Origin of the sequence: Xenophilus azovorans DSM 13620, from assembly GCF_000745855.1 — a bacterium.
In the GTDB taxonomy this organism is placed as follows: Bacteria; Pseudomonadota; Gammaproteobacteria; order Burkholderiales; family Burkholderiaceae_C; genus Xenophilus; species Xenophilus azovorans.
Genome location: NZ_JQKD01000007.1, coordinates 1 through 22,809, shown reverse-complemented (window position 1 = coordinate 22,809; position 22,809 = coordinate 1). Strand labels below are relative to the sequence as shown.

Genomic DNA, 22,809 nt, shown 5'->3' with positions numbered 1-22,809 from the left:
AGGAACGGGTTCAATTGATCTGCAGCGAGCCGCTGGCGCCCATCAGCAGGTCGATCACGTCGGGCCCGGCGATGACCTCGAAGCGCGGATCCATGTCGGCGGCCGTCAGGCCGTTGTGCACCATGCAGGCGCCGCACAGGGCGATGCGCCCGCCGAGTTCGAGGTACTTGGCGAGTTGCACGGACACCGGATCGAAGGGCTGGCCGATGTCCATGCCCTCGGTGGCACGGGGACGCCCCAGGTGGACGGCGTCCACCATCAGGATCAGCGTGGCGCTGTGGCCCTTGCCCAGGGCAGCCAGCGCCATGGTGAAGGCGACCGTGACCCGGGCCGGGTCTTCCCGGCCGTGGAACAGGGTGGCGACGAAGTCGGTGCACTGCATGGCCGGCCCCTCACTTCGCCGAGAACTGGCGGAAGGCTTCCACCGCGTCGGCCGCGTACATCGCCGACGGCCCGCCGCCCATGTAGACGGCCACGCCCAGGGCCTCGTGCACCTCGGCCTCGCTCGCGCCCAGCCGCGCCAGCGCCTTGGTGTGGAAGCCGATGCAGCCGGCGCAGTGCGAGGCCACGCCGATCGCCAGCGCGATCAGCTCCTTGGCCTTGGCGTCGAGCGCGCCGTCGGCCATGGCGGCCTTGCCCATCTCGCCGAAGCCCTTCATCACGCCGGGCACGCTCTGGCGCAGCGGCAGCAGGTGGGCCGAGATGTCCTGGGTCAGTTGTCGGTAGTCGGTCATGAGGGATCTCCTTCGGTGAGGGACACTCGCGGGAGCCGCCACAGGCCACCGCTTTTAAGTTAGTACATTCTAAATTAGATTTATCTAAAATAAAGATCGCCATGGCACGAAGCCGCAAGGACCCTCTGCTGCTGAAGGAAAGCGCCGCCCAGGCCGCCGCGCTGCTGCGCGCGCTGGGCAACGAGTCGCGCCTGCTGGTGCTGTGCCTGCTGTCGGGCAACGGCGAGATGTCGGTGGGCGCGCTGCAGGAGCAGGTGGGGCTGAGCCAGTCGGCCCTGTCGCAGCACCTGGCGCGCATGCGCGACGAAGGGCTGGTCACCTTCCGCCGCGAGGCGCAGACGCTGTACTACCGCATCGACAACGCGCAGGCCGAGCGCCTCATCGCCACGCTGGCCGACATCTTCTGCCCCTGAGGCTCAGCCGAGCCCGAACATGAGGGAGCGGTGCACCGCCGCTCCCGCCATCGCGCCGTCGCCCACGGCCAGCGCCACGTTGCCCGCCGCGCGCGCCAGGTCGCCGCAGGCGAACACGCCCGGCACCGAGGTGTCCTTCATCGGGCCGGTCCTGACGCAGCGGCCCAGCGGGCTCTCGTCCAGCGCGCATCCCATCTGCTGCGCCACGGGCGATGCGGGCTCGGTCCGGCTGGCGACGAACAGGCCGGCGAAGTCCTCCACGCGGCCGCCTTCCAGCACCACCCGCGCCTCGCCCTCGATCGCCAGGATCGGCGCGGCCTCGACCGCGACGCCGCGCGCCGACAGTTCGCGCAGGTCGTCCTCGCCCGGCTGGAAGGCGCCGTTGAGGAGGAAGGTGACGCGGCCCCACTCCGGCAGCAGCAGGGCCTGGTGCAGCGACACCGGCCCGACGGCGATCACGCCGATGCGGCCCTGGCCGAGTTCGTAGCCGTGGCAGTAGGGGCAGTGGAAGACGTGGCGGCCCCAGCGCTCCTGCAGCCCCGGGATGGCCGGCAGCCCGTCCGACACGCCCGTGGCCAGGACGATGCGGCGCGCCAGCCACGTGCGCCCGCCCGCCTGCACCTCGAAGGCATCCGCCTCGCCGGCGATGCCCGACACGGCAGCGTCGATCCACTGCACGGTCGGATAGCGCAGCAGCTGCTCGCGCGCCTGCGCCGCGATCTCGCCCGGCGGCCGCCCGTCCTGCGCCAGGAAGCCGTGCGAGGCGGCTGCGAAGCGGTTGCGGCGCAGGCCGGTGTCGAACACCGCCACCCGGCGGCGGGCGCGTGCCAGCTGCAGGGCGGCGGACAGGCCGGCGAAGCTGCCACCGACGATGGCGACGTCAAAGCTCATGGGACACCTCGTGAAGGGACCGGCCGCTCGCGACCAGCCGGTGATGGAAATCGCGCGACAGCGCCGCCAGCGTCACGGTGCCCAGGCGGTCGAGCAGCACCGACTCGGCCTGCCGGTACGCCTGCTCCAGCGCGGCGTTGACGGCCTGCTCCACCAGGCAGCCGGGGCGTTCCTCGCGGTGCCCCACGGCGAGCAGTTGCGGCGAGCCCACGGCCTCGTGGATGTCGCGCAGCGTGATGCGCTCCAGCGGGCAGCACAGCACCCAGCCGCCGCCGTGCCCCTTGGCGGAAGCGACGAAGCCGGCGTCGCGCAGCCCCGCCATCAGGCGGCGGACGACGACGGGATTCGTCTGCATGGCGTGCGCCAGCCATTCCGACGTGGCCGGCCGGTCGAGCTCGGCCATGTGCAGCAGGCAGTGGAGGACGCCCGACAGGCGGCTGTCTCTTTTCATGCAACTATCATAGTTACTTGAATTGACCGGCCGCGCCGCAGGGTCTTGCGGCGGCGCCTGCGTTAGCCTTCGTTCCCCATGGACTCACTCGTCGCCGCCGCCGGCCGCGCCCTGGCCGCCGGCGATGCCCTGGGCGCGCTGCAGCGCGTCGCGCTGCGCAGCGACCCGCCGGCCCTGGCCCTGCGCGGCATCGCGATGGCGCAGTTGGGCGAGCTGCCGCGCGCCCGCGAACTGCTGCGCCAGGCGGCGCGCGGCTTCGGCGCGCACGAGGCACTGGCCCGCGCGCGCTGCGTGGTCGCCGAGGCCGAGGTGGCGCTGGCGCTGCGCGAGCTGGCCGGCCCGCCGCGCGCGCTGAACGCCGCGGCGGCGACGCTGCAGGCGCATGGCGACGCCGGCAACGCCACGCACGCGCGGCTGATCGCAGCGCGCCGGCTGCTGCTGATGGGCCGGCTGGACGACGCGCACGCGGCGCTGCGCCAGGTCGCCGGCACCGCGGATGCCCTCATGCCGCCGCCGCTGGCCGCCACCGCCGCCCTGGCGCAGGCCGAGCTGGCCCTGCGCTCGATGCGCGTTGGCGCCGCGCGCGACGCCCTCGCCCGCGCACAGGCGGCAGCGCAGGCGGCCCGCATTCCCGCCCTGCAGGCCGAGGTGGCGGCGGCACAGGCCACGCTGACGCAGCCGGCGGCCCGGCTGCGCACGGCCGGCGCGCAGCAGCCGCTGCCGCTGGACGAAATCGAGGCGCTGTTCGCCGGCGGCACGCTGGTGCTGGACGCCTGCCGCCGCGGCCTGCGCGCCGGCACCACCTGGCTGCCGCTGGCACGCCGGCCGGTGCTGTTCACGCTGGCCCTCGCATTGGCCGAGGCCTGGCCCGGCGAGGCGACGCGCGAGGCGCTGATCGCCCGCGCCTTCCGCCAGCGCCGGCCGGACGAGACGCACCGCGCCCGGCTGCGCGTCGAGATCGGCCGCCTGCGCGCCCTGACGCGCCCGCTGGCACGCATAGAGGCCACGGCCGCCGGCTTCACGCTGCGCCCACCAGACGGGCGCGCGGTGGCCGTGCTGGCGCCGCCCATCGACGGCGAGGAAGCCGCGCTGCTCGCGCTGCTGGCCGACGGCGCGGCCTGGTCCACCTCGGCCCTGGCGCTGGCCCTGGGCGCCAGCCAGCGCACCGTGCAGCGCGCGCTGGCCGCGCTGCAGGCGCAGGGCCGCGTGCGCGCCGTCGGCCGCGCGCGCACGCAGCGCTGGCTGGCGCCGCCGCTGGCGGGATTCACGACGATCTTGTTACTCCCCGCCGCGCTGCCGTCTGGGTAGATTGCCCTCCATGGCGCCGCCGTCGCGGCGCGACAGGAGCCACGACATGGACACCGCTTCCTCTTCTTCCCGCCGCCGCAGCGCGGCCCCGGTGCGCACCGCCGAGATCGTGCGCGAGTACGGCCCCTTCGAGGGTGCCGAGGCCGTCCACGGCGTGACGCACGACGGCCGCCGCGTGTGGGCCGCCACCGGCGCGCGGCTGGTCGGCTTCGACCCCGAGGGCCGCGAGCCGCAGCGCACGCTGGAGCACGCCTGCGACGCCGGCACCGCCTTCGACGGCACGCACCTGTGGCAGATCGCCGAGTCGCGCATCGACAAGATCGACCCGGCCACGGGCCGCGTGCTCGCCTCCATCCCGGCGCCCGGCCAGGGCATGGACTCGGGCCTGGCCTGGGCCGAGGGCAGCCTGTGGGTGGGCCAGTGGCGCGAGCGCCGGATCCACCGCATCGACCCCGAGACGGGCGCCGTGCTGCGCACCATCGAGTCCGACCGCTTCGTCACCGGCGTCACCTGGGTCGACGGCGAGCTGTGGCACGGCACCTGGGAGGGCGACGAGAGCGAGCTGCGCCGCATCGATGCCGACAGCGGCGCCGTGCAGGAACGCCTGAAGATGCCCGAAGGCACGGGCGTGAGCGGGCTGGAGTCCGACGGCAGGGACCTGTTCTATTGCGGCGGCGGCGCCAGCGGCAAAGTGCGCGCGGTGCGCCGGCCGGCGCGGCAGGCGACGTGACCGGCCTGGCCTGCCTCTTACGATCCGTAGCGAAAAACGCCCTCGCGCGCCGGCTACCCCGCGGACCACAATGGACGCAGCTCGCGCGGCCGCTTCGCCGCCCGATCGCACTTCCCCACCATGGACAGGAGAACGCGAGTGGTCAGCAAGAACACGATCTGCCTCTGGTACGACGGCACCGCCCTGGACGCCGCGCAGTTCTACGCGCAGACCTTCCCGGACAGCGCCGTGGGCACCGTCATGCGCGCGCCCGGCGACTATCCCTCGGGGAAGCAGGGTGACGTCCTGACGGTCGAGTTCACCGTCATGGGCATCCCCTGCCTCGGCCTCAACGGCGGCCCGGCATTCAGGCACACCGAGGCCTTCTCGTTCCAGGTGGCGACCGACGACCAGGCGGAGACCGACCGCCTGTGGCACGCCATCGTCGGCAACGGCGGCCAGGAAAGCGCATGCGGCTGGTGCCGGGACAAATGGGGCCTGTCGTGGCAGATCACGCCGCGCGCCCTCACCGACGCGATCAACGACCCGGATCGCGCGGCGGCCAAGCGCGCCTTCGAGGCGATGATGCAGATGACGAAGATCGACATCGCCGCCATCGAAGCGGCGCGGCGCGGTTAGCAGGCCGCCGCAGGCGCCGCGCGCCGGGCACTGCGCCGCGCATCGGCCAGCGCCCACGCGAAGATGCCGAGGCCCGCCAGCGCCAGCAGCGCGCCGACCCAGCCGGTGGAGGTCCAGCCCAGCCCGGCGTCGATGGCCACGCCGCCCAGCCACGCGCCCAGCGCGTTGGCCATGTTGAAGGCCGAGTGGTTGAGCGCGGCAGCGAGCGTCTGCGCGTCGCCGGCCACGTCCATCAGGCGGATCTGCAGCGCCGGGCCGATGGCGACGATGGTGCCCACCAGCAGCACGTTGAGCGAGGCCAGCACCCAGTGCTGCGCGGTGAAGGTGAAGGCCAGCAGCACCAGCGCCGAATACGCCATCACACCGCCGATGGTGCGCATCAGCGCCTTGTCGGCCAGGCGCGAGCCGACCAGGTTGCCCGCCACCATGCCCACGCCGAACAGCGCCAGCACGAAAGGCACGTTGTTCACGGCCAGGCCGGACACCTCGGTGAGCGTCGGCTTGACGTAGCTGAACACCGCGAACATGCCGCCGAAGCCGATGGCCGCGATGCCCAGCGTGAGCCACACCTGCTTGCGCTTGAGCGCGCCCAGTTCGCGCAGCGGGCTGGCGCCGGCGCCGGGCCGCAGGTTGGGCACGTCGCGCCAGACCATCGCCACCGCCAGCAGCGCGATCACGCCGACGAAGACGAAGGCCGCGCGCCAGCCGAAGTGCTGCCCGAGCCATGCGGCAATGGGCACGCCCACCAGCGTGGCGCCCGTCAGCCCCAGCATCACCAGCCCCACGGCCCGCGCGCGCCGCCCCGGCGGCGCCAGCGCGGCCGCCACCAGCGCCGCCACGCCGAAGTACGTGCCGTGCGGGAAGCCGCTGGCAAAGCGCAGCAGGTTGAGCGAGAGGTACCCCGGCGCCGCCGCGCTGGCGAAGTTGCCGAGCGCGAACACCGCCATCAGCGCCATCAGCAGCGTGCGCCGGCCCCACCCCGCCGCCAGCACGGCCAGCACCGGCGCGCCGATCACCACGCCCAGCGCATAGGCGCTGATGACGTGGCCGGCCTGCGGGATGCTGACGCCGATGTCGCGTGCCACCTCGGGCAGCAGGCCCATGATGACGAATTCGCCGGTGCCGATGGCGAAGCCGCCGACGCCCAGTGCCAGAATGGCACGCAGCACGCGGGCTTCGCCGGAAGAGGACGAAGAGGAAGCAGGGGCCGGGGAGTTCACGTCGCGGGCAATTTCAGGGTTAACCCTGATTATCCCGATCGCCGGCGCCGCGCGCCGGGACGCCCTTGCGAAGACCCGATGCCCAACGCGTTCAACTTCGCCGCCTCGCCCTTCGACTGCCTCGACGCGCAGCAGCGCCAGTGGGTGCAGGAAGCGGTGGACATCGCCTACTTCCGCGAGGGCGAGACGCTGCTGGAGCCCGGCATCGCGCCCACCCACCTGTTCGTGCTGATCAAGGGCTTCGTGCAGCAGTACGAGGCCGGCGGCACCGAGGCCGTGGCCGGCTTCGGGCCCGATGACACCTTCGACGGCCGCAGCCTGGTGGCCGGCCAGGTCAGCGGCCGCTTCGTGGCGGCCGAGGAAAGCATCGCCTACCAGCTGCCGCGCGAGGTGGTGAACCGGCTGATCGCCGCCAACGCCACCTTCGGCGCGCTGCTGTTCTCCGACCTGTCGAACAAGCTCGGCGCCATCGCCGGGCGCGGCGGCGAGCACGAGATGCAGTCGCTGGCCCTGGCGCGGGTGGACGCGGTCGGCCTGCGGCCGCCCCACTTCGTCGACGCCGCGCTGGACGTGCTCTCCGTCGTGCGGCTGTTCCAGGCCGAGCGCAGCACCGCGGTGCTGGTGCGCGATGCGCCACCGGCACCGGGCGAGCCGCCGCGGCTGGGCATCTTCACCGCCAACGCGTTGCAGCGCGCGGTGCTCAGCGGCACGCCGCTGGAGCGCCTGCCGGTGGGCGAGGTCGCCAGCTACGGCCTGCGCGCCGTCAAGGCCGGCGACCCGGTGGGCGACGCGCTGACCACCATGGTGCGCCACCGCATCCACCGCGCCGTGGTGCTGCGCGACGAGCACGCCGGCCCGCAGGTCGAGGAAGGCGCGGTGCTCGGGCTGGTGGAGGCGCTGGACCTGTTCAGCTTCCTGTCCAACCACTCCTACCTCATCAACCGCCGCATCGGCGAGGCGCAGACGCTGGAGGAGCTGGCGCCGGCCAGCGCGCACATCGTGCGGCTGGTGGGCCTGCTGCACCGCGGCGGCACCCGCGTGGGCCAGATCGCGGCGCTGGTGCAGGCGCTCAACGCGCGGCTGTTCGAGCGTGCCTGGCAGCTCATCGCGCCGCCGGAGCTGCTGGCGCGCAGCTGCCTGATCGTGATGGGCAGCGAGGGCCGCGGCGAGCAGTTGCTGCGCACCGACCAGGACAACGGCCTGATCCTGGCCGACGGCTACGCGCCGCCCGACGACCTGCCCGCGCTGTGCGATCGCTTCAGCCAGGCACTGGCCGACTTCGGCTACCCGCCCTGCCCCGGCGGCATCATGCTCAGCCGCCCTGCCTGGCGCGGCAGCGTGAGCGCGTTCGCCGAAAGAGCCAGCGACTGGCTGCTGCGCCCCGACGCCGACAAGCTGATGGCGCTGGCCATCTTCCTCGACGCGCACCCGGTGGCCGGCGACCCCGCGCTGCTGGCGGCCGTGCGCGAGCGCGTGTTCCGCTTCGCCATCGACAACGAGGCCATGCTGTCGCGCTTCGCCGCCGCGGTGGACGCCTTCGCCGACGAGGGCGGCTGGCTGCAGCGCCTGTTCGGCGGCGCGGCCGCACAGGAGGCCGCCTTCGACGTGAAGAAGCAGGGCATCTTCCCGCTGGTGCACGGCGTGCGCGCGCTGGCGCTGCGCGCCGGCCTGGCCGAGACCGGCACCGCCGCGCGGCTGGAGGCGCTGGCGGCGGCCGGCCTGTTCGAGCGCGCCTTCGCCACCGACGTGATCGAGAGCCTGCACTTCTTCATGGCGCTGCGCCTGAAGGCCGGCCTGGCCGAGCTGGACGCCGGCCGCCCGGTGAGCGGCAAGGTCGACGCCACGCGCCTGACCAGCCTGGAGCGCGATCTGCTCAAGGACACATTGGACATCGTCAAGCGCTTCCGGCGGCTCATCCAATCCCGTTTCCACCTGGACCAGCTATGACCACGCCGGTCGCCGACTGGATCGCCGGCCTCCGGCGCTGGTGGATGCTCTACCACCTGGGCGACCCACGCTATGCCTTCATGTGGGAGCCACCCCCGCCCGACGAGTGGGTGGCGCTGGACTGCGAGACCACCGGCCTGGACCGGCGCCGCGACGAGATCGTCGCCATCGCCGCCGTGCGCATCCGCGGCAGGCGCCTGCTGACCAGCGAGCGGCTGGAGCTGCTGGTGCGCCCCGAGAAGCGCGCCGTCTCGCCCGAGGCGGTGCGCGTGCACCGGCTGCGCGAGCGCGACGTGGCGCAAGGCATCGCGCCCGAGGAGGCGATGCACCGGCTGCTGCGCTTCATCGGCAGCCGGCCGCTGGTGGGCTACTACCTGGAGTTCGACGTCGCCATGATCGACCGCGTGCTCTTTCCCATGCTCGGCATGGGCCTGCCGCAGCCGAAGATCGAAGTCTCGGCGCTGTACTACGACCTCCGGAACCGGCAGCGCACCGGCTACGAGCGCGAGGCGCAGATCGACCTGCGCTTCGACACCATGATGAGGGAGCTGGGCCTGCCGGCGTGGCCGGCGCACGATGCGCTCAACGACGCGGTGATGGCCGGGCTGGCCTTCCTCAAGCTGCGCGCGCTGGGGGCGTGAGCGGGTCCTTCTCGTGCACGGTGCCCTGGCGTGGGGTCATGGCGATCAGCACGGACGGCTCGTGCACGACCAGCCGGTGCCAGACGCCGGCCGGCACGATGCACGCCGCCTGCGCGGGCAGCGCTGCCGTGCGCACCGACGCGCCTTCGCGCAGCTCGACCGACAGCGAGCCGGAGGCCGCGATCAGCAGCTCGTCGCCGGCGGGGTGCATCTCCCAGGTCGGGTAGTGCACGTCGCGCGGGCCGTTCACCGGATGCAGCGCCAGCAGGTGGCTGGCATCGGCGGCGGCGCGCCTGAAGGTCTCGGCGGTCTTCGGGACGGGCCGCATCGCGCCGTCCGGCGCCAGGTGGATGCAGTGCGCCAGCAGCGGCAGGGCGACGGGCCGTGGATCGAGGTCACGCATGGCGTCAGGCTCCCGCTTCGAGGAAATCGGTCATCCGGTCGTCGTTGGGCGCGACGCCGTTCTTCTGCAGCAGCAGGCCCGCGTTGCCGCGGTGGTAGGTGCCGTGCAGGCACACGTGCAGGAGGATCTCGCCGCGCGTCATGCGCGCCGGCGTGCCGTTGGTGAAGCTGAAGTCCACCGGCTGGTCGAAGTCCTTGCCCGACAGTCCATCGACGTAGGAGACGTACCACGCGTCCGCCTCTTCCGTGCCCTCGGCCAGTTCCTGCGCGCCGGGCAGCACCTCCGAGCGCGCCGCGCGGAACGGATGGGGCCGCCCCTGCAGGTGGTGCTGGAAGACCCGGTCGACCACGTGGATGTGGTCGAGGATGCGCAGGAGGATCACCGCGTCGGCCTCGGGGATGCGGGCGATGTCGCGGGCGACGACCGCGTGCAGGCCGCGGTCGGCCCACTGCTTGTAGCGCACGAGCGATGAATAGGGTTGCGAGTTCATGATGATGGCGGCATTCCGTGGGTTGGACGGAGGCGCTGCAGCCTCCCGGAAACGTCTACAGAATGTGCCGCCAACCGATCCCTTTTTCTATTCGCTTTTCACGCGCCCCTCGCTCATGGACGTCAAGCCAAGGAAATCGCCGCGCCAGGCCCGCGCCAAGGCCACGGTCGAGGCCATCGTCGAGGCGACCACTCAGGTTTTGCTGAAGGAAGGCTACGACCGCTTCACCACCGCGCGCGCCGCCGAGCGCGCCGGCGTGAGCGTCGGCTCGCTCTACCAATACTTCCCCAACAAGGCCGCGCTGGCCTATGCGGTGATCGACCGCTGCTGCGAGGAATTCCTGGCCGCCTTCGAGGCCGCCCTGGCCGGCCGCCGCCGCGCCACGCTGGAGGACTGCATCCGCGCGATCGTCGACGTGACCCTCGTCTCGCACCACCTGGCGCCCGACCTGCACCGGATGGTGCTGGTGCTGGCCCCGCGCCTGGGCGTGGCCGAACGCACGGACATGGTGAGCCGCTCCGCCACCCGGCTGATCGAGGCGATGCTGCGCAAGCACGAGGGCGAGATCGCGCCGGGCATCGACCTCGCCCTCGCCGCCGTGGTCATCGAGGCGCTGCTGGAATCGCTCTCGCACCGCGTGATGCTCGCCGGCAAGGCGCCGGAGCACGGCGACGCGCTCGCGCAGGAAGCCACGCGGATGATCGTGCGCTACCTGGGCGGATGACGCCTCAGGCGCGCGCCGGCGCCTCCGGCATCCTGCCGTCGATGTCGGTGAAGCCGTACTCCTGCGCCAGTTCCGCGACGAGATGCAGCCTGCCGGACTTCTCCATGATCGCCGGGTCCGAGGCCAGGCCGGCCACCGCGCGCCCGGCGAACTCGGGCGACTCGCCGTTTTCCATGATGCGCCTGGCCAGCGGCGCGGGCACGCGGTCCGGCTGCGCCAGGAACTTCTCGCTCTTGATGAAGCCCGGCCAGATCACCACCGAGGCGACGTTGAAGGGCCGCAGGTCGTGCGCCATGTCGCGGGCCATCTTGTCGACGCCCGCCTTCTGCACGCCGAAGGGCACGTTGAAGGTGTACCGCACGGCGCCGCCGGACGAGGTGTTGACGATCAGGCCCTGGCGGCGGGCCACCATGCGCGGCGCGGCGCACCGGCTCGCCACGTAGTGCGAGCGCAGGCCGACGTGCAGCAGCGCCTCCCAGAGGCCGTCCTCCAGCTCCCAGAACGGCACGTTGACCGGCATGCGCGCAGGCGCCGCGAAGACGTTGTTCACCAGGACGTCGATCACGCCCTTCTGCTCGTCGTGGACGCGCTCGAACAGCCGCCTGACGCTCCCGTCGTCGCCGTGGTCGCAGGCGACGGGGATACACCGGCCGCCGCGCTGCGCGATCTCGTCGGCGGTCTCCTGCAGGGAGCCGGGCCAGTTCGACGCGCCGGGGCCCAGCGTGCGCCCCGTCGCGTAGACCAGCGCGCCCGCCTCGCCGAGCGCCAGGGCCACGCCCTTGCCCACGCCGCGGGTCGCGCCCGTCACGACGGCCACCTTGCCCTCAAGTGGCCTGTGCTGCATCTGCATTGCTTGATTTCTCCTTGATGATGATCGGGTCGGCGGCCGGCGGCGGCGATGCGGCCCGCGCCGCCCGCGCGCGCCACCTGTGCAGCAGGGGCAGCAGGAACACCGCCGCCAGCATCACGACGCCGTAGAGCACGCCGGTCAGTTCCTGCGAGACCTTCTCCGCGACGTCCGGGACGAACGAGAGGAACACCGCGGCGACGAAGGTCCCCGTGGCGGACGAGGGCCCGGCCAGCGCCACGCCCACGAGCAGGCTCAGCGACAGGAAGACCGTGAAGCTGTCGGGCGACACGAAGCTGGTCAGGCCGGTGTGCAGCGCGCCTGCCGCGCCGACGGTGGCCGCGCTGACCGCGAAGGCGGTGGCGCGCCACTTCCTCACGTCGACGCCGACCGCCATGGCCGCGGTCGGGTGGTCGCGCAGGGTCAGCCAGGCCAGGCCCGCGGGCCCGTCCAGCAGCCGGCGAAGCACCGCGTAGATCGCGAAGACCCAGGCCGCGGTCGACAACAGCGCCCATTGGTCGGCCTGCAGGAACGCGAGGCCGAAGGGCGCGCCGGCCGGGTCCAGGCTGAGGCCGCTGACGCCCCCGGTCCACGACTCGAACATCGGGTGCTTCAGCAGCTGCGGCAGCGCGACCGCGAGCGCGAAGGTGGCCAGCGCCAGGTAGGGCCCCGCCAGGCGCGTCGCCGGCCACCCGAAGAGAAAGCCCGACAGGCCGCAGACCAGCATGGCGACCGGCACGGTGGCGTAAGCCGGCAGCCACTGGTGCGAGACCAGCACGCCCGCCGCGTAGGCACCCACCGCGAAGAAGGCGCCGTGGCCCAGCGAGATCTGCCCGCTGGCGCCGATCAGCAGTTGCAGCCCGCGCACCGCCAGCGCCAGGACCAGGATGCTCGACAGCTTGAACGCCCAGTAGCCGGGCAGCAGCAGCGCGGCCGCCGCCACGCCCGCGGCCAGCAGCGCCGGCACGGCGAAGGTCTTGATCGGTTCAGACACGCTGGATCGCCTTTCCGCCGAGCAGGCCGCGGGGCCGCACGACGAGGATCGCGAACATCACGGCCAGCGCGATGGTGAGCTTGAGCTCGTTGCCCGTGACGTAGGCCCCGAGCAGGTTCTCGCCGATCCCCAGCGCCAGGCCGCCGAGGATGGCGCCCGGCGGGCTGTCGATGCCGCCGACCACCGCCGCGGCGAAGCCGTAGATCATGATGCCGCCCATCATGTGCGGGCCGAGGAAGACCACCGGCGCCGCCAGCAGGCCCGCGATGGCGCCGATCGCGCCGGCCACGCCCCAGCCGATCATCAGCACCCGGTTGACGTTGACGCCCGACAGCGAGCTCGACAGCGGGTTCAGCGCCGCCGCGCGCATCGCCAGGCCGAGCCGGGTGAAGCGGAAGAACGCGCTCATGGACGCCAGCACCGCCAGCGTGACCGCGACCGTGCCCAGCGCATGGCCGGACAGCAGGCCCTGCCCCCACCGGCCCCAGCCGTCGAAGGGGCTGGCCACGCTGTGGCTCTCGTGACCGAACACCAGGCCCGCGGCACTCTGGATGATGATCATCAGCGCGACGAACACCGTGACGATCGACAGCAGCGGCGCGCCATGCAGCGGCCGCAGCGCCACGCGCTCCACCAGCGTGCCCGCCACGAAGCCGAAGGCGATCGCCGCCAGGGCCGCGGCCCAGTACGGCAGGCCCGCCTCCAGCAGCGACCAGGCGATGTAGGTGGAAAACATCGCCATCTCGCCCTGCGCGAAATTCACATGGTTGGTCGCGCGGTAGATCATGACCAGGGCCAGCGCCAGCATGGCGTAGATGCACCCGTTCACGAAGCCCGCTGCCACCTGTTGGGCAAACTCCGTCATTCGCTTTCTTCCTCTTGTTCCTGTCAGATGCCGAGATAGGCCTTCTTCACCCGCGGGTCGCTGCGCAGCGACGCCGCCGGGCCGCTGATGGCGACGCGCCCCGCCTCCAGCACGTAGGCGTGCCGGGCCAGGTCGAGCGCCAGGCGCGCGTTCTGCTCCACCACGAGGATGCTCAGGCCGCCTTCGCGGTTGATCTGCCCGAGCACCTCGAAGATCTGCCGCACCACCAGGGGCGCGAGGCCGAACGAGGGCTCGTCGAGCATCAGCAGCCGCGGCCGCAGCATCAGCGCCCGCGCGATCGCCACCATCTGCTGCTCGCCGCCGCTGAGCAGCCCCGCCGGCTTGCCGCGGTAGTCCGCCAGTCGGGGAAAGAGCGCGTACATCCGCTCGATGTCCCGCCGCACCTCGCCGCCGCGCGGCCGGGTGATCGCGCCGACCAGCAGGTTCTCCTCCACCGTCAACTGGGTGAAGGTGCCCCGGCCGTCCGGCACGTGGGCGATGCCCAGGCGCGCGACCGCGTCGCTCGGCAGCCCCTCGATCGGCTGCCCGTCGAACCGGATCGACCCCTGCGTCTTCACCAGCGCATGGCTGATGGCGCGCAGCAGCGTGGTCTTGCCCGCGCCGTTCGCGCCGAGCAGCGCGGTGATCCCGCCGCGGGCGACGTCGATGTCCACCGACTTGAGCACGGCCGTGGCCTGGTAGGTCGCCGACAGGCCGCGGACCTCCAGCAGGTTGTCGCCGGCCTGGCCGGCAGTGGCCGTGCGGCTCATGGCTCGCCTCCGAGGTAGGCCCTGACCACGTCCGGGTGGGTCGCCACCTCGTCCGGCGTGCCCTCGGCGATCTTCCTGCCGAACTCCAGCACGACGACCTGGTCGGACACCCGCATCACCAGGTTCATGTGGTGCTCGATGAGCAGGACGGAGATGCCCATCCTGTCGCGTATCTCCAGGATCCATCCCAGCAGTTCCTCGACCTCCTCGTGGTTGAGGCCCGCGGCCGGCTCGTCCAGCAGCAGCATCCGCGGCCGCATGGCGAGCGCGCGCGCCAGCTCCACCCGCTTGCGCGTGCCGAAGGACAGTTGCGACACCGGCACGTCCGCCACCTCGCGCAGCCGGGCGAAGGACACCAGTTCCTCCACGCACGCCGCGACCTCGCGGCGGTCTTCGGCGCCGCGGCGGTTGCGCAGCAGCGCCGAGACGTGCCGGCCGCCGAACTGCAGGAAGCAGCCCGCCTCCACGTTCTTCCGCACCGACTGGCGGTCGAACAGCGCCACGTTCTGGAAGGTGCGGGCGATGCCCAGCCGCGGCACCTCGTGCGCGCGCACCGTGCGCAGGCACCGGTCGTCGAAGGTGATCTCGCCCTCGTCCGGCGCGTAGAGCCGGCTCAGGCAGTTGAACAGGGTCGTCTTGCCCGCGCCGTTGGGGCCGATGACGCCGCAGATCACGCCGCGCGCCACCGAGAAGGACACGTCCGCCAGCGCGCGGATGCCGCCGAAGCGCAGGCCCAGCCCCTCGACGCGCAGCAGCGGCGGCGCGCATGCGCCGCCGTCGCGCACGCCGGCGTCGTCCGTCTGTGAGAGTTGCATGTGCGTCAGGCCAGCGGCACCCAGCGCGCGCCGTCGAAGCGCTGCAGCCGCAACTGCTGCACGATCCGGTAGTCGGTGGGCGAGGTGTTGACCGTGATGCCGGGCACCAGCGCCGGCAGCGCGACGTTCCTGAGCGAGGTGGCCTCCTTGAGGATGCGCTCGGCGCCGAGGTCGTCGCCGCAGCGCCGCAGGACCTCGGTCATCAGGAAGCCCATGCTGTAGCCGACCAGGTTCAGCTGCTCTGTCGTGTCGCCCTCGGGGTAGTATTTCTTCATGAAGGCGAGCCACTCGCGGTAGGCGGCGTCGTCCGCCCACTCCGGGTCGCCGGCCGACTTGCTCGGCGTCGCCGAGACGAGGCCAACGGATTTGTCCAACCCCGCCACCCGCAGCACCGTCGCGATGAAGTTGCTGGTGATGGGGATGATGTGCAGCGGCTTCCACGGCATGTCGCTGACCTTGCGGATCGCCTGGATGGTGAACTTCGGGCTCGTGATGTCCATGAACACGTCGGCGCCGCTCGCCGCCAGGCTGATGATCTGCGAGTCGATGGTCGGCGCGGTCACCTCGTAGCCGGCGGCGGCCACCACCTGCACCTTGCTGCCGATCTCCTGCAGGCGCTTCCTGAACGCGGCCAGGTACTCCTTGCCGAAGTCGTCGTTCTGGTAGAGCACCGCCACCTTGGCCGTGGGCTTCGTCTTGTCCACGTGGTCGGCGTACACCGACGCCTCCGTCGAGAAGGTCGGCAGGCCGGGCAGCGTCCACGGGAAGTTCTTCGGGTCGGCGAAGCGGTCGCTCCCCGCATAGACGAAGAGCTGCGGGATCTTCTTGCCGTTCAGGTATTTCTGCACCGCCACGTTCTGCGCCGTGCCCATGCTCGCGAACATGGCGATGACGCCCTCGCGCTCGACCAGGTTGCGCGTCTGCTCGACGGCCTTGGCCGGGTTGTAGGCATCGTCCAGCGACAGCAGCGTGACGCTGCGCCCGTTGATGCCGCCGCCGTCGTTGACCATCCTGAAATAGCGCGCCTGCACCTTGCCGATGGCGCTCAGCGCCGAGAGCGGGCCGCTGTAGGGCATGGTCTGCCCCAGCTTGATCTCGCCTCGCGGCTGAGGCGATGCCTGGGCGAAAGCGCTGCCAGCGCCGAGCGCCAGCGGTGCGATCGAGGCCTGCAGGAGGCGTCGGCGGGACAGGGAGACTCGAGTGATGTTCATCATGGGAGGGCCGGTAGCCAAGTGATGTCGGATGCGCCTTGCCATGCAAGGAGCGGGCCAGTTAACCCAACAACTAGCTTCCCAAACATTATCTTTCTAGGAAGATAAAAGTCACTGAGGATTACCCTGAGCGCTACATGGCGGCAATCAGCCGGCGGAAGCAGTCGTCGACGCGCTTCAACTCCGCGTGGCTCACGCCGCTGGCGCGCACGATGTCCTCCAGCGAGGTGGCGATGCGGCTCATGGCCGCATCGGCGACGGCGAGTCCCCGCTTGGTCAGGCGCACCAATTCCGAGCGCCGGTCGTCCACGGCAGCGACACGCTCGACGAGCCGCTGCGTCACCAGGCTGTCCAGCCGCTTCGTGATGGCCCCCGACGTCACCAGGAGTTCGCGGTACAGGTCGGTGGGCCTCATCGCGCTGTCCGGTCCGTTGCGTCTCAGCGCGAGCAGCACATGCATGTCCCCCACATTGGTGCTGGCCTGCTTGGCGATCTCCTGAACGCGCCGGTCGTGGAGATAGTGGGCGTATTCGATGCGCAGGAAGAAGCCGGGAAGCCAGAAATCGACGTCGGGGCGGGTGTATGCCCAGGCCTCGGAAATGGCATCCAGCCGATTCGGCTTGAGTTCGTCGACGCGGCGCGCGGCGCGTCCCGCCTCGCTCCGCGTGGCATGCAGGTCGGAGCCGGCCCTGCCGTCCGCCGCGGCCCAGCGCAGCAGTTCCTGGCGGGCCGCTTCGAAGGTCAGCCCCGTGGTGTCGTGTCCATCCCGGCTCGGGCCGAGCTTCTCCTGCTTGTACTTGCCGTCCCCGACGAATCTGCGGCCATACCAGGTGCTGCCGCGATGGCCCTTGTAGTAGCCCAGGTGGGCGCCCGGCACGCACACCTGCCAGTACGGCTTCGCACGCGGGCGCAGCGCCAGCCGCGCTTCGATCGATGAAAGGTCGATGTTGTTGGAGTCGCTTTTCGACATATGGTCCTTGGTTTGCCCAACGACCATTCTATGGATTTTGCCAAACAGTGCGTTACTTGCGTTGGGCAGCCCGGCCCCGCCGGATCGCTTCTTCCTCCGCGCGCGCCTGCGCGGCCTGTGCGCCGGGCTCGCCCGGGCGCGTCGGCCCGCAGTCGATCAACCCGACGTCGTCGATGCCGATGAAGCGCAGCCACGTGTGCATGTGGGACTTCTGCTGGTCCCACGGGTGGAGCGCCGAGCCGGCGCCGTAGTCGAACGCGCTCGCGCAGGCGACGAGCGCCGAACGGCCGAGCACCAGGCCCTCGTAGCCGCGTTCCGGCGTCCAGGAGAACGTGATGCCCGGCTGGGTGACGACATCGATGTAGTGCTTCAGCCGGTAGGGGATGCCGAGGTTCCACATCGGTACGCTGAAGACGTAGTGATCGAAGCTCAGGAAGTGCTGCGTCAGTGCCAGGACCCTTTCCCAGGCCTGCGCCTCCTCGGGCCGGTGCGGCCTGCGCGCCAGGATCGCGTACTTCGCGCTCAGCAGGGCCCCGTCGATGGTGGGCAGCTCCATGCTCCACAGGTCCAGTTCCTCGACGAGGACGGCCGGATCGGCGTACTTGAATGCGTCGAGATAGGCCTGCGCGACGGCGCGGGAGCGGCTGTTCGGCCGGGGCGACGCAATGAGATGGAGGATGCGGGTGGCTTCGGTCACGGTGAGGCTCGCTGTCGGAGTCGAAGGGAGATCGTCTAGAGATTCAGCGTGATGGCGTCGCCGTCGGACCAGGAGACGCAGATGCAGGCGAGTCCGCCGCCGCGCTGTTCGGGCGTCAGGAACCGGTCGCGGTGCGACACCGAACCGGCCGCCACCTTCACGGCGCATTCGCCGCATTCGCCGCGCTTGCAGCTGTGCGGCACGTAAACGCCGGCCGCCAGCACCGCATCGAGGATGGACGTGCCCGGCGCGACCTCCAGTCGGGTGCCGGAGCGGGTGAGGTCCACCTTGACCGGCCGGTCGGTGGACTTGGGCGGCGGCGCCTTGAAGAGTTCGTGATGCACGCATTCCGGCGGATACCCCTGCGCGAGCGCCGCCTCGACGACGGCATCCACCAGAGAAGCCGGACCGCACACATACACGTGGCGGCCCGCCACGGGTGCGCCGAGGACTTCCTGCAAGGGCATGCGGGATGAACCCTCGCGTGCCGTATCGTAGAAGCGGTAGGCCTCGCCGCCCATCGCGGCGAGTTCGCCGCGGTAGGCCGCGGTCGCCTCGCCCCGGGCCGTGTAGTGCACCGCGAACCCGATGCCCCGCGCCTTCAGTTCCCGGGCGATGGCCACGATCGGCGTCACCCCGATACCGCCGGCGACCAGGATCGCCGACCGCGTCGACGGCACGATCGGGAACTCGTTGGGGAAGGCCTCGATCTCCAGCTCGTCGCCAGGCTGCACCCGGTCGTGCAGGTACACCGAGCCGCCGCGGCCCTCCGCTTCCTTCAGCACCGCGATGGCGAACCATCGGCGCTGGCTGTCGACCTCCACGACGGTGTAGGGGCGGAAGTCGCGCGTCCCATCGCGCAGCACCACGCTCACGCGCGCGTGCGTCCCCGCTTCCATCGCGGGCAACTGCTCCGGCGCCATGGCCTGCATGCGGATCCTGCGCACCTCCTTGGCTGCCATCTGCGCCTCCAGGACCTTCACGCGTGCGGGCGGCGGCGGGCCGACCTGCTCGCCCGGCGTGCGCAGGCCCATGTGGCCGGCGAACGTCTCGACGTATGCCGGCGTCGTCACTTCCTCCTTGAGCCTCGCCGCCGGGCGCCCCGGGTAGGCCACCACGCCCAGCGGAATCTCGCCTGCCCAGCAGGCCTGGCCGTACAGCGCTTCACCGCCGAAGATGGGCAGCCCGTCCGCGGGCGGGCCCGCGCGCCGCTTGAGCGAGCCCTCCTGGATCCGCATGCGCACCATCAGGATGCTCTTGAGCTCGTGCAGGCTCGGCTGCTTGATCTCCTCCCATCGGCCCGGGAAGCGCGATGCGAGGAAGCGCTGGAGCTGCTCCATCCGGTCCTCGAGCGAATCCACCGGCTCGGTGGCGCCGTACACCATCACCGAACGGTAGTTCAGGGTGTGGGCCGACGCGAGCCGCGACAGAACGAAACCGTCGAGGTGCGTGAAGTTGATGCACACGTCGGCGCCCGCGGCGAGGTGCTTGAGCATGCGGCTGCCCGCCGATCCGTGCCAGTAGAGGTGGTCGCCTTCGCGCCACACCATGGTCGGCGTGGCGAAAGGCTGGCCGTCGACGACGTACGACACCACGCCGTACAGCGCCGAATCGATGACCTCGTGGATGGCGGCCTTCTCGTTCGATCCCCGGCCGGCGAACAGACGGATGCGTGATCGGTCGGTGACCGGGTAGTGGAGTGGATTCATCGTGTTCCTTCCGGGGCGCAAGACAGGCTTCGCGTCGAATTCGCCAAACTTACCCAACTCATTTGCAGGCTTCATTCGCGAATCTTTAAGTGAAATCCCTTGAGTTGCTTGACAAATTATCTTCTCAGGAAGATATTTCAGCAGCTTTCATCAATCCCGTCAATCGACCCCACATCGCAGAGGTGCCCACATGACAACGAAGGAAGAAAACGAACTGCTGACGCGCATCGAAGGTGACGCGCCCATGGGGCGCATGCTGCGGCAGCTCTACTGGGTGCCGGCGGTGCTCTCGTGCCGGCTCGAGGCCGGCGGCGCGCCGGTCCGGGTGAAGCTGTTCGGCAACCGCTACGTCGCCTACCGCACGCACGACGGCCACGTCGGCTTCCTCAACGAGGCCTGCCCGCACCGCGGCGCATCGCTCGCGCTGGCGCGCAACGAGGACAACGCGCTGCGCTGCATCTTCCACGCCTGGAAGATCTGCGTGTCCGGCGAGGTCCTCGAAGTGCCCAACGAGGCGTCCAACCCGGAGGGCTTCCGCAAGACGGTGGACGTGAAGAACTACCCGGCGCTGGAAGGCGGCGGCCTGGTATGGGTGTGGCTGGGCCAGGGCGAGGCGCCGCCGGCGCCCAACTTCGAGTGGATGGACCTGCCGCCGGACCAGGCGTACGCATGCGGGCTGGAACTCAACTCCAACTGGCTCCAGGGCGTGGAGGCGACCATCGACTCCTCGCACATCGCCCTGCTGCACCAGAGCCATCTGGAGAACTCGAAGATGGACATGGCAGCCACGCGCGTGAACAGCGCCGTGCGCTACCGCTTCGAGGACACGCCCTACGGCTACCGCGCGGCCGCCCTGCGCGAGGCGGCCGACGGCCACTGCGTGGCGCGCGTGACGGAATTCGTGATGCCCTACTACGGCATGATCCCGCCGATCAACACGGGCGACGACCAGGACCGCACCGTCATCGTCGCGGTGCCGGTCGACGACACGCACCTGATCCAGTGGTACATCTTCTACAACACGAAGCGGCCGACGGATTCGATGAAGCGTGCCCAGCGCGCCAACACCTGGCCCATGGCCGGCGGCGTGTGCCACGACCCGGACCTCGCCTGGGGGCAGAACCGCATGCTGATGAAGAACGGCAACCACACCGGCTTCAACGACATCGTGGTGGAGGACTTCGTCACCCAGATCAGCATGGGCCCCATCGTCGACCGCTCGGAGGAATACCTGTGCTCCGCGGACCAGGCCATCATCCGGCTGCGCCGCCACCTGCTGCAGGCGGTGCGGAAGTTCATGAACGACGAGACGCCCGCCAGCGCGCTGCCCGAGGCGCGCGACTATTCCGGCATCACCGCCACCGGCGGCCGGCTGGAATCCGTCGAGAGCGACTGGCGCCGCCTGCCCCGCTGACGGGAGACGACCATGGACTGCAGCGACTCGAAGCAGTGGGTGCGCGCGTGCGCCGCCGCCGACGTGAAGCCGGGCGAGCCCAAGGGCCTCAGGCTGGCTGGCATCCCCATCGCGCTCTACCGCCTGGAAGACGGCGTCTACGCCACCCACGACGTCTGCACGCATGCGTATGCCCTGCTGTCGGAGGGCTACATCGAGGGCGATGCGATCGAATGCCCGCTGCACGGCGCGCAGTTCGACATCCGCAGCGGCAAGTGCCTGGCCGTCGCGACCGCCGACCTCTCGACCTACGAGGTGCGCGTCGAGGACGGATCGCTGCTGGTGAAGGTGCCCGCCGACGCCGGGGCGGACGCGCCATGACCTGCGTGGAGGGCGGCAGCCGCCGCGTCGTCATCGTCGGCGGCGGACAGGCGGCCGGCGCGGCGCTCAGGACGCTGCGCCAGCTCGGCTATGCGGGGCAGGTCGCGCTCGTCAGCGACGAGGTCCACCTCCCCTACGAACGGCCGCCGCTGTCCAAGGAGTACCTCTGGGGCAAGGAGCACGCACTGCGCTGGATCGCGCCCGACGCCGGCGCGAACGCGCGCTGCGCGATCGGCCGCACCGCGCTCGCCTGCGATGCCGCATCCAGGACGATCGCGCTGGACGACGGCTCCACCCTGCCCTACGACGTGCTGCTGCTCGCCACCGGCGGCGTGCCCCGCCGGCTGTCGGTGCCCGGCAGCGGGCTGGCGGGCGTCCACTGCCTGCGCAGCGCGGCCGACGCGGCGGCGCTGCGCGGGTCCATCGCGCGCTGTGCGCAGCAGCAGCGGGCGCTGCTCGTCGTGGGCGGCAGCTGGATCGGGCTGGAGGTGGCGGCGGGCGCGCGCGAGGCGGGCGTCGAGGTCATCCTGGCCGAGCAGGGAGAGCGGCTGTGCGGCCGCACGCTGCCTGCCGCGGCGGCGGACTGGCTCCGCGATCTCCACGCCGCTCGGGGGGTGGATCTGCGGCTGCGCACGGCCGCGGTCCGCCTCGATGGCGAGGACGGTGCGGTGCGCAGCGCGCAACTGTCGGACGGCACGCAGGTGCAGGTCGGCGCCGTGGTGGCAGGCATCGGCATCAGCCCCAACCTGTCGCTGGCGCGGCAGCTCGGGCTGCACGTCCGTTCGGGCATCGTGGTCGACCGCCACGGCAGGACGTCGGCGCCGCACGTCTACGCCGCCGGCGACGTCGCCGAGCAGGCGTGCCCCTGGCACGGCGCCGGCATCCGCATCGAGACCTGGGACAACGCGAACCGCCAGGGCGAGGCGGCGGCCCGGCACATCGCATCGCTGGACGATGCGGGCGCCGCGCCCGACGCCGCCGGCCACGCCGCGCCCCCGTGGTTCTGGTCGGACCAGTACGGCGTGAACCTGCAGGTGCTGGGCGCACCCACCTGCGGCGACGAGGTGCTGGCCGGCCGGTCCGACGGGAACGGACCGCTCTTCGTCCATCTGCGCGACGGCGCGGTCGTCGGCGCCGTGGGCATCGACCGGGCGCGCGACATGCGCCGGCTGCGCAAGCTGCTGGCGCAGCGGCCGGCATGGCGGGCGCAGGACCTGGCGGTCGAGGGCTTCTTCTAGGGCCTGTTATCGGCAACAGGCCCTAGATGTGAAGTGTCAACAGGTTCTTTCGAGGAATCGATAGACGGGTGATTGGAGCAGCCAAGTTGATACCGTGGTGGGGGCGGTGCCAGTTGTAGAAGTGATTCCACAAGGACAAGGCCGCACGGCGCTGGTCTGAGTTGGCGTAGGCGTGGCCGTAGGCCCACTCGCGCAGGGCGGACTGGATGAAGCGCTCGGCCTTGCCATTGGTCTGGGGTCGGTAGGCCCGGGTGAACTTCTGGGTGATGCCCATCTCCAGGCAAGCCTGGCTGAACAGGCCCGAGCGAAACGCCATGCCGTTGTCGGTCAGCACGCGCTGGATGGGCAC

General features: G+C 71.2%; 27 protein-coding genes. 10 read left to right on the top strand and 17 right to left on the bottom strand.

Features of this window, described 5'->3' with window-relative positions:
* Positions 1-10: 10 nt before the first annotated feature.
* Entirely contained in the window at positions 11-382 is a 372-nt protein-coding gene (locus tag Q392_RS05785) for a DsrE family protein (protein ID WP_038202944.1), read from the bottom strand.
* 10 nt (positions 383-392) lie between these two features.
* The gene (locus Q392_RS05780; RefSeq protein ID WP_038202941.1) at positions 393-734 is read right to left on the bottom strand and encodes a carboxymuconolactone decarboxylase family protein; all 342 of its coding nucleotides are present in this window, start codon (positions 732-734) and stop codon (positions 393-395) included.
* 101 nt (positions 735-835) lie between these two features.
* Here Q392_RS05780 and Q392_RS05775 point away from each other — a divergent pair, with 101 nt between their 5' ends.
* Positions 836-1,147, top strand: coding sequence for an ArsR/SmtB family transcription factor (locus Q392_RS05775; protein WP_038202938.1), 312 nt, complete (start codon positions 836-838; stop codon positions 1,145-1,147).
* 3 nt (positions 1,148-1,150) lie between these two features.
* On the opposite strand, the gene Q392_RS05770 is transcribed toward Q392_RS05775, so the two are convergent.
* The gene (locus tag Q392_RS05770) at positions 1,151-2,038 is read right to left on the bottom strand and encodes an NAD(P)/FAD-dependent oxidoreductase (RefSeq protein ID WP_038202926.1); all 888 of its coding nucleotides are present in this window, start codon (positions 2,036-2,038) and stop codon (positions 1,151-1,153) included.
* The gene (locus Q392_RS05765) at positions 2,028-2,489 is read right to left on the bottom strand and encodes an Rrf2 family transcriptional regulator (protein ID WP_038202923.1); all 462 of its coding nucleotides are present in this window, start codon (positions 2,487-2,489) and stop codon (positions 2,028-2,030) included. Before Q392_RS05765 ends, Q392_RS05770 begins: the two co-directional genes overlap by 11 nt.
* Before the next feature lie 78 nt (positions 2,490-2,567).
* Here Q392_RS05765 and Q392_RS05760 point away from each other — a divergent pair, with 78 nt between their 5' ends.
* From Q392_RS05760 to Q392_RS05750, 3 genes are all read left to right on the top strand, one after another.
* Positions 2,568-3,797 (top strand): hypothetical protein, encoded by a 1,230-nt coding sequence (locus tag Q392_RS05760; protein WP_038202921.1) that lies wholly within the window; start codon positions 2,568-2,570, stop codon positions 3,795-3,797.
* A gap of 46 nt (positions 3,798-3,843) precedes the next feature.
* A complete protein-coding gene (locus tag Q392_RS05755) occupies positions 3,844-4,527 on the top strand; it encodes a Vgb family protein (RefSeq protein ID WP_051952955.1) in 684 nt (227 codons plus the stop codon).
* Between the two features lie 138 nt (positions 4,528-4,665).
* Positions 4,666-5,145: a VOC family protein gene (locus Q392_RS05750; RefSeq protein ID WP_038202918.1), complete on the top strand. Its 480-nt coding sequence runs from the start codon at positions 4,666-4,668 to the stop codon at positions 5,143-5,145.
* Here the strand turns inward: Q392_RS05750 and Q392_RS05745 are convergent.
* On the bottom strand, positions 5,142-6,365 hold the full coding sequence (locus Q392_RS05745) for an MFS transporter (protein WP_051952953.1): 1,224 nt from the start codon (positions 6,363-6,365) through the stop codon (positions 5,142-5,144). The genes Q392_RS05750 and Q392_RS05745 overlap by 4 nt on opposite strands.
* 78 nt (positions 6,366-6,443) lie before the next feature.
* On the opposite strand from Q392_RS05745, the gene Q392_RS05740 reads away from it, so the two are divergent.
* Both Q392_RS05740 and Q392_RS05735 read left to right on the top strand, forming a co-directional pair.
* Positions 6,444-8,312, top strand: a complete 1,869-nt coding sequence (locus Q392_RS05740) for a DUF294 nucleotidyltransferase-like domain-containing protein (RefSeq protein ID WP_038202916.1) — start codon at positions 6,444-6,446, stop codon at positions 8,310-8,312.
* A complete protein-coding gene (locus Q392_RS05735) occupies positions 8,309-8,953 on the top strand; it encodes a 3'-5' exonuclease (protein WP_038202913.1) in 645 nt (214 codons plus the stop codon). Before Q392_RS05740 ends, Q392_RS05735 begins: the two co-directional genes overlap by 4 nt.
* Here Q392_RS05735 and Q392_RS31215 read toward each other — a convergent pair.
* Together Q392_RS31215 and Q392_RS05725 are read right to left on the bottom strand one after the other, a co-directional pair.
* On the bottom strand, positions 8,928-9,356 hold the full coding sequence (locus tag Q392_RS31215; protein ID WP_051952950.1) for a cupin domain-containing protein: 429 nt from the start codon (positions 9,354-9,356) through the stop codon (positions 8,928-8,930). The two genes, Q392_RS05735 and Q392_RS31215, sit on opposite strands and share 26 nt — an antisense overlap.
* 4 nt (positions 9,357-9,360) lie before the next feature.
* Positions 9,361-9,846: a DinB family protein gene (locus tag Q392_RS05725; protein ID WP_038202910.1), complete on the bottom strand. Its 486-nt coding sequence runs from the start codon at positions 9,844-9,846 to the stop codon at positions 9,361-9,363.
* A 115-nt stretch (positions 9,847-9,961) separates the two neighbouring features.
* On the opposite strand from Q392_RS05725, the gene Q392_RS05720 reads away from it, so the two are divergent.
* Positions 9,962-10,570 carry a TetR/AcrR family transcriptional regulator gene (locus Q392_RS05720; protein WP_038203467.1) on the top strand — a complete coding sequence of 203 codons (609 nt, stop codon included), beginning with the start codon at positions 9,962-9,964 and terminating at the stop codon, positions 10,568-10,570.
* Positions 10,571-10,574: 4 nt separating this feature from the next.
* Here Q392_RS05720 and Q392_RS05715 read toward each other — a convergent pair whose 3' ends face one another.
* The 9 genes from Q392_RS05715 to Q392_RS31210 all read right to left on the bottom strand — a co-directional run bounded on the left by Q392_RS05715 (position 10,575) and on the right by Q392_RS31210 (position 19,448).
* Positions 10,575-11,420, bottom strand: a complete 846-nt coding sequence (locus Q392_RS05715; RefSeq protein WP_051952948.1) for an SDR family NAD(P)-dependent oxidoreductase — start codon at positions 11,418-11,420, stop codon at positions 10,575-10,577.
* Positions 11,395-12,411, bottom strand: a complete 1,017-nt coding sequence (locus tag Q392_RS05710; RefSeq protein ID WP_051952946.1) for a branched-chain amino acid ABC transporter permease — start codon at positions 12,409-12,411, stop codon at positions 11,395-11,397. The genes Q392_RS05715 and Q392_RS05710 overlap by 26 nt, the downstream gene beginning before the upstream one ends.
* Positions 12,404-13,276, bottom strand: a complete 873-nt coding sequence (locus Q392_RS05705; protein WP_038202907.1) for a branched-chain amino acid ABC transporter permease — start codon at positions 13,274-13,276, stop codon at positions 12,404-12,406. Before Q392_RS05705 ends, Q392_RS05710 begins: the two co-directional genes overlap by 8 nt.
* A gap of 23 nt (positions 13,277-13,299) precedes the next feature.
* Positions 13,300-14,046 carry an ABC transporter ATP-binding protein gene (locus tag Q392_RS05700; RefSeq protein ID WP_051952944.1) on the bottom strand — a complete coding sequence of 249 codons (747 nt, stop codon included), beginning with the start codon at positions 14,044-14,046 and terminating at the stop codon, positions 13,300-13,302.
* Positions 14,043-14,861, bottom strand: coding sequence for an ABC transporter ATP-binding protein (locus tag Q392_RS05695; RefSeq protein WP_051952942.1), 819 nt, complete (start codon positions 14,859-14,861; stop codon positions 14,043-14,045). Before Q392_RS05695 ends, Q392_RS05700 begins: the two co-directional genes overlap by 4 nt.
* Positions 14,862-14,866: 5 nt before the next feature.
* Positions 14,867-16,075 (bottom strand): ABC transporter substrate-binding protein, encoded by a 1,209-nt coding sequence (locus Q392_RS05690; RefSeq protein ID WP_245610648.1) that lies wholly within the window; start codon positions 16,073-16,075, stop codon positions 14,867-14,869.
* Between the two features lie 130 nt (positions 16,076-16,205).
* Positions 16,206-17,042, bottom strand: coding sequence for a MarR family winged helix-turn-helix transcriptional regulator (locus Q392_RS05685; protein ID WP_038202904.1), 837 nt, complete (start codon positions 17,040-17,042; stop codon positions 16,206-16,208).
* Between the two features lie 52 nt (positions 17,043-17,094).
* Positions 17,095-17,739 carry an FMN-dependent NADH-azoreductase gene (locus Q392_RS05680; RefSeq protein ID WP_038202900.1) on the bottom strand — a complete coding sequence of 215 codons (645 nt, stop codon included), beginning with the start codon at positions 17,737-17,739 and terminating at the stop codon, positions 17,095-17,097.
* A gap of 35 nt (positions 17,740-17,774) precedes the next feature.
* Positions 17,775-19,448 carry a pyridoxamine 5'-phosphate oxidase family protein gene (locus tag Q392_RS31210; protein ID WP_051952940.1) on the bottom strand — a complete coding sequence of 558 codons (1,674 nt, stop codon included), beginning with the start codon at positions 19,446-19,448 and terminating at the stop codon, positions 17,775-17,777.
* A 190-nt stretch (positions 19,449-19,638) separates the two neighbouring features.
* On the opposite strand from Q392_RS31210, the gene Q392_RS05670 reads away from it, so the two are divergent.
* The 3 genes from Q392_RS05670 to Q392_RS05660 are packed head-to-tail and all read left to right on the top strand — an operon-like array spanning position 19,639 to position 22,460.
* Positions 19,639-20,862 carry a Rieske 2Fe-2S domain-containing protein gene (locus Q392_RS05670; protein WP_038202887.1) on the top strand — a complete coding sequence of 408 codons (1,224 nt, stop codon included), beginning with the start codon at positions 19,639-19,641 and terminating at the stop codon, positions 20,860-20,862.
* A 12-nt stretch (positions 20,863-20,874) separates the two neighbouring features.
* A complete protein-coding gene (locus Q392_RS05665) occupies positions 20,875-21,222 on the top strand; it encodes a non-heme iron oxygenase ferredoxin subunit (RefSeq protein WP_038202884.1) in 348 nt (115 codons plus the stop codon).
* On the top strand, positions 21,219-22,460 hold the full coding sequence (locus Q392_RS05660; RefSeq protein ID WP_038202881.1) for an NAD(P)/FAD-dependent oxidoreductase: 1,242 nt from the start codon (positions 21,219-21,221) through the stop codon (positions 22,458-22,460). Before Q392_RS05665 ends, Q392_RS05660 begins: the two co-directional genes overlap by 4 nt.
* A 22-nt stretch (positions 22,461-22,482) precedes the next feature.
* On the opposite strand, the gene Q392_RS05655 is transcribed toward Q392_RS05660, so the two are convergent.
* Positions 22,483-22,809, bottom strand: a 327-nt coding sequence (locus tag Q392_RS05655) for an integrase core domain-containing protein (protein ID WP_038202844.1), incomplete at its 5' end; no start/stop codon positions are given.

Bases quoted from the DNA above. Each gene is read 5' to 3' on its own strand.
- Q392_RS05785 (WP_038202944.1), bottom strand. From the start codon at position 382: ATGCAGTGCACCGACTTCGTCGCCACCCTGTTCCACGGCCGGGAAGAC.
- Q392_RS05780 (WP_038202941.1), bottom strand. From the start codon at position 734: ATGACCGACTACCGACAACTGACCCAGGACATCTCGGCCCACCTGCTG.
- Q392_RS05775 (WP_038202938.1), top strand. From the start codon at position 836: ATGGCACGAAGCCGCAAGGACCCTCTGCTGCTGAAGGAAAGCGCCGCC.
- Q392_RS05770 (WP_038202926.1), bottom strand. From the start codon at position 2,038: ATGAGCTTTGACGTCGCCATCGTCGGTGGCAGCTTCGCCGGCCTGTCC.
- Q392_RS05765 (WP_038202923.1), bottom strand. From the start codon at position 2,489: ATGAAAAGAGACAGCCGCCTGTCGGGCGTCCTCCACTGCCTGCTGCAC.
- Q392_RS05760 (WP_038202921.1), top strand. From the start codon at position 2,568: ATGGACTCACTCGTCGCCGCCGCCGGCCGCGCCCTGGCCGCCGGCGAT.
- Q392_RS05755 (WP_051952955.1), top strand. From the start codon at position 3,844: ATGGACACCGCTTCCTCTTCTTCCCGCCGCCGCAGCGCGGCCCCGGTG.
- Q392_RS05740 (WP_038202916.1), top strand. From the start codon at position 6,444: ATGCCCAACGCGTTCAACTTCGCCGCCTCGCCCTTCGACTGCCTCGAC.
- Q392_RS05735 (WP_038202913.1), top strand. From the start codon at position 8,309: ATGACCACGCCGGTCGCCGACTGGATCGCCGGCCTCCGGCGCTGGTGG.
- Q392_RS31215 (WP_051952950.1), bottom strand. From the start codon at position 9,356: ATGCGTGACCTCGATCCACGGCCCGTCGCCCTGCCGCTGCTGGCGCAC.
- Q392_RS05725 (WP_038202910.1), bottom strand. From the start codon at position 9,846: ATGAACTCGCAACCCTATTCATCGCTCGTGCGCTACAAGCAGTGGGCC.
- Q392_RS05720 (WP_038203467.1), top strand. From the start codon at position 9,962: ATGGACGTCAAGCCAAGGAAATCGCCGCGCCAGGCCCGCGCCAAGGCC.
- Q392_RS05715 (WP_051952948.1), bottom strand. From the start codon at position 11,420: ATGCAGATGCAGCACAGGCCACTTGAGGGCAAGGTGGCCGTCGTGACG.
- Q392_RS05705 (WP_038202907.1), bottom strand. From the start codon at position 13,276: ATGACGGAGTTTGCCCAACAGGTGGCAGCGGGCTTCGTGAACGGGTGC.
- Q392_RS05700 (WP_051952944.1), bottom strand. From the start codon at position 14,046: ATGAGCCGCACGGCCACTGCCGGCCAGGCCGGCGACAACCTGCTGGAG.
- Q392_RS05695 (WP_051952942.1), bottom strand. From the start codon at position 14,861: ATGCAACTCTCACAGACGGACGACGCCGGCGTGCGCGACGGCGGCGCA.
- Q392_RS05690 (WP_245610648.1), bottom strand. From the start codon at position 16,075: ATGATGAACATCACTCGAGTCTCCCTGTCCCGCCGACGCCTCCTGCAG.
- Q392_RS05685 (WP_038202904.1), bottom strand. From the start codon at position 17,042: ATGTCGAAAAGCGACTCCAACAACATCGACCTTTCATCGATCGAAGCG.
- Q392_RS31210 (WP_051952940.1), bottom strand. From the start codon at position 19,448: ATGAATCCACTCCACTACCCGGTCACCGACCGATCACGCATCCGTCTG.
- Q392_RS05670 (WP_038202887.1), top strand. From the start codon at position 19,639: ATGACAACGAAGGAAGAAAACGAACTGCTGACGCGCATCGAAGGTGAC.
- Q392_RS05665 (WP_038202884.1), top strand. From the start codon at position 20,875: ATGGACTGCAGCGACTCGAAGCAGTGGGTGCGCGCGTGCGCCGCCGCC.
- Q392_RS05660 (WP_038202881.1), top strand. From the start codon at position 21,219: ATGACCTGCGTGGAGGGCGGCAGCCGCCGCGTCGTCATCGTCGGCGGC.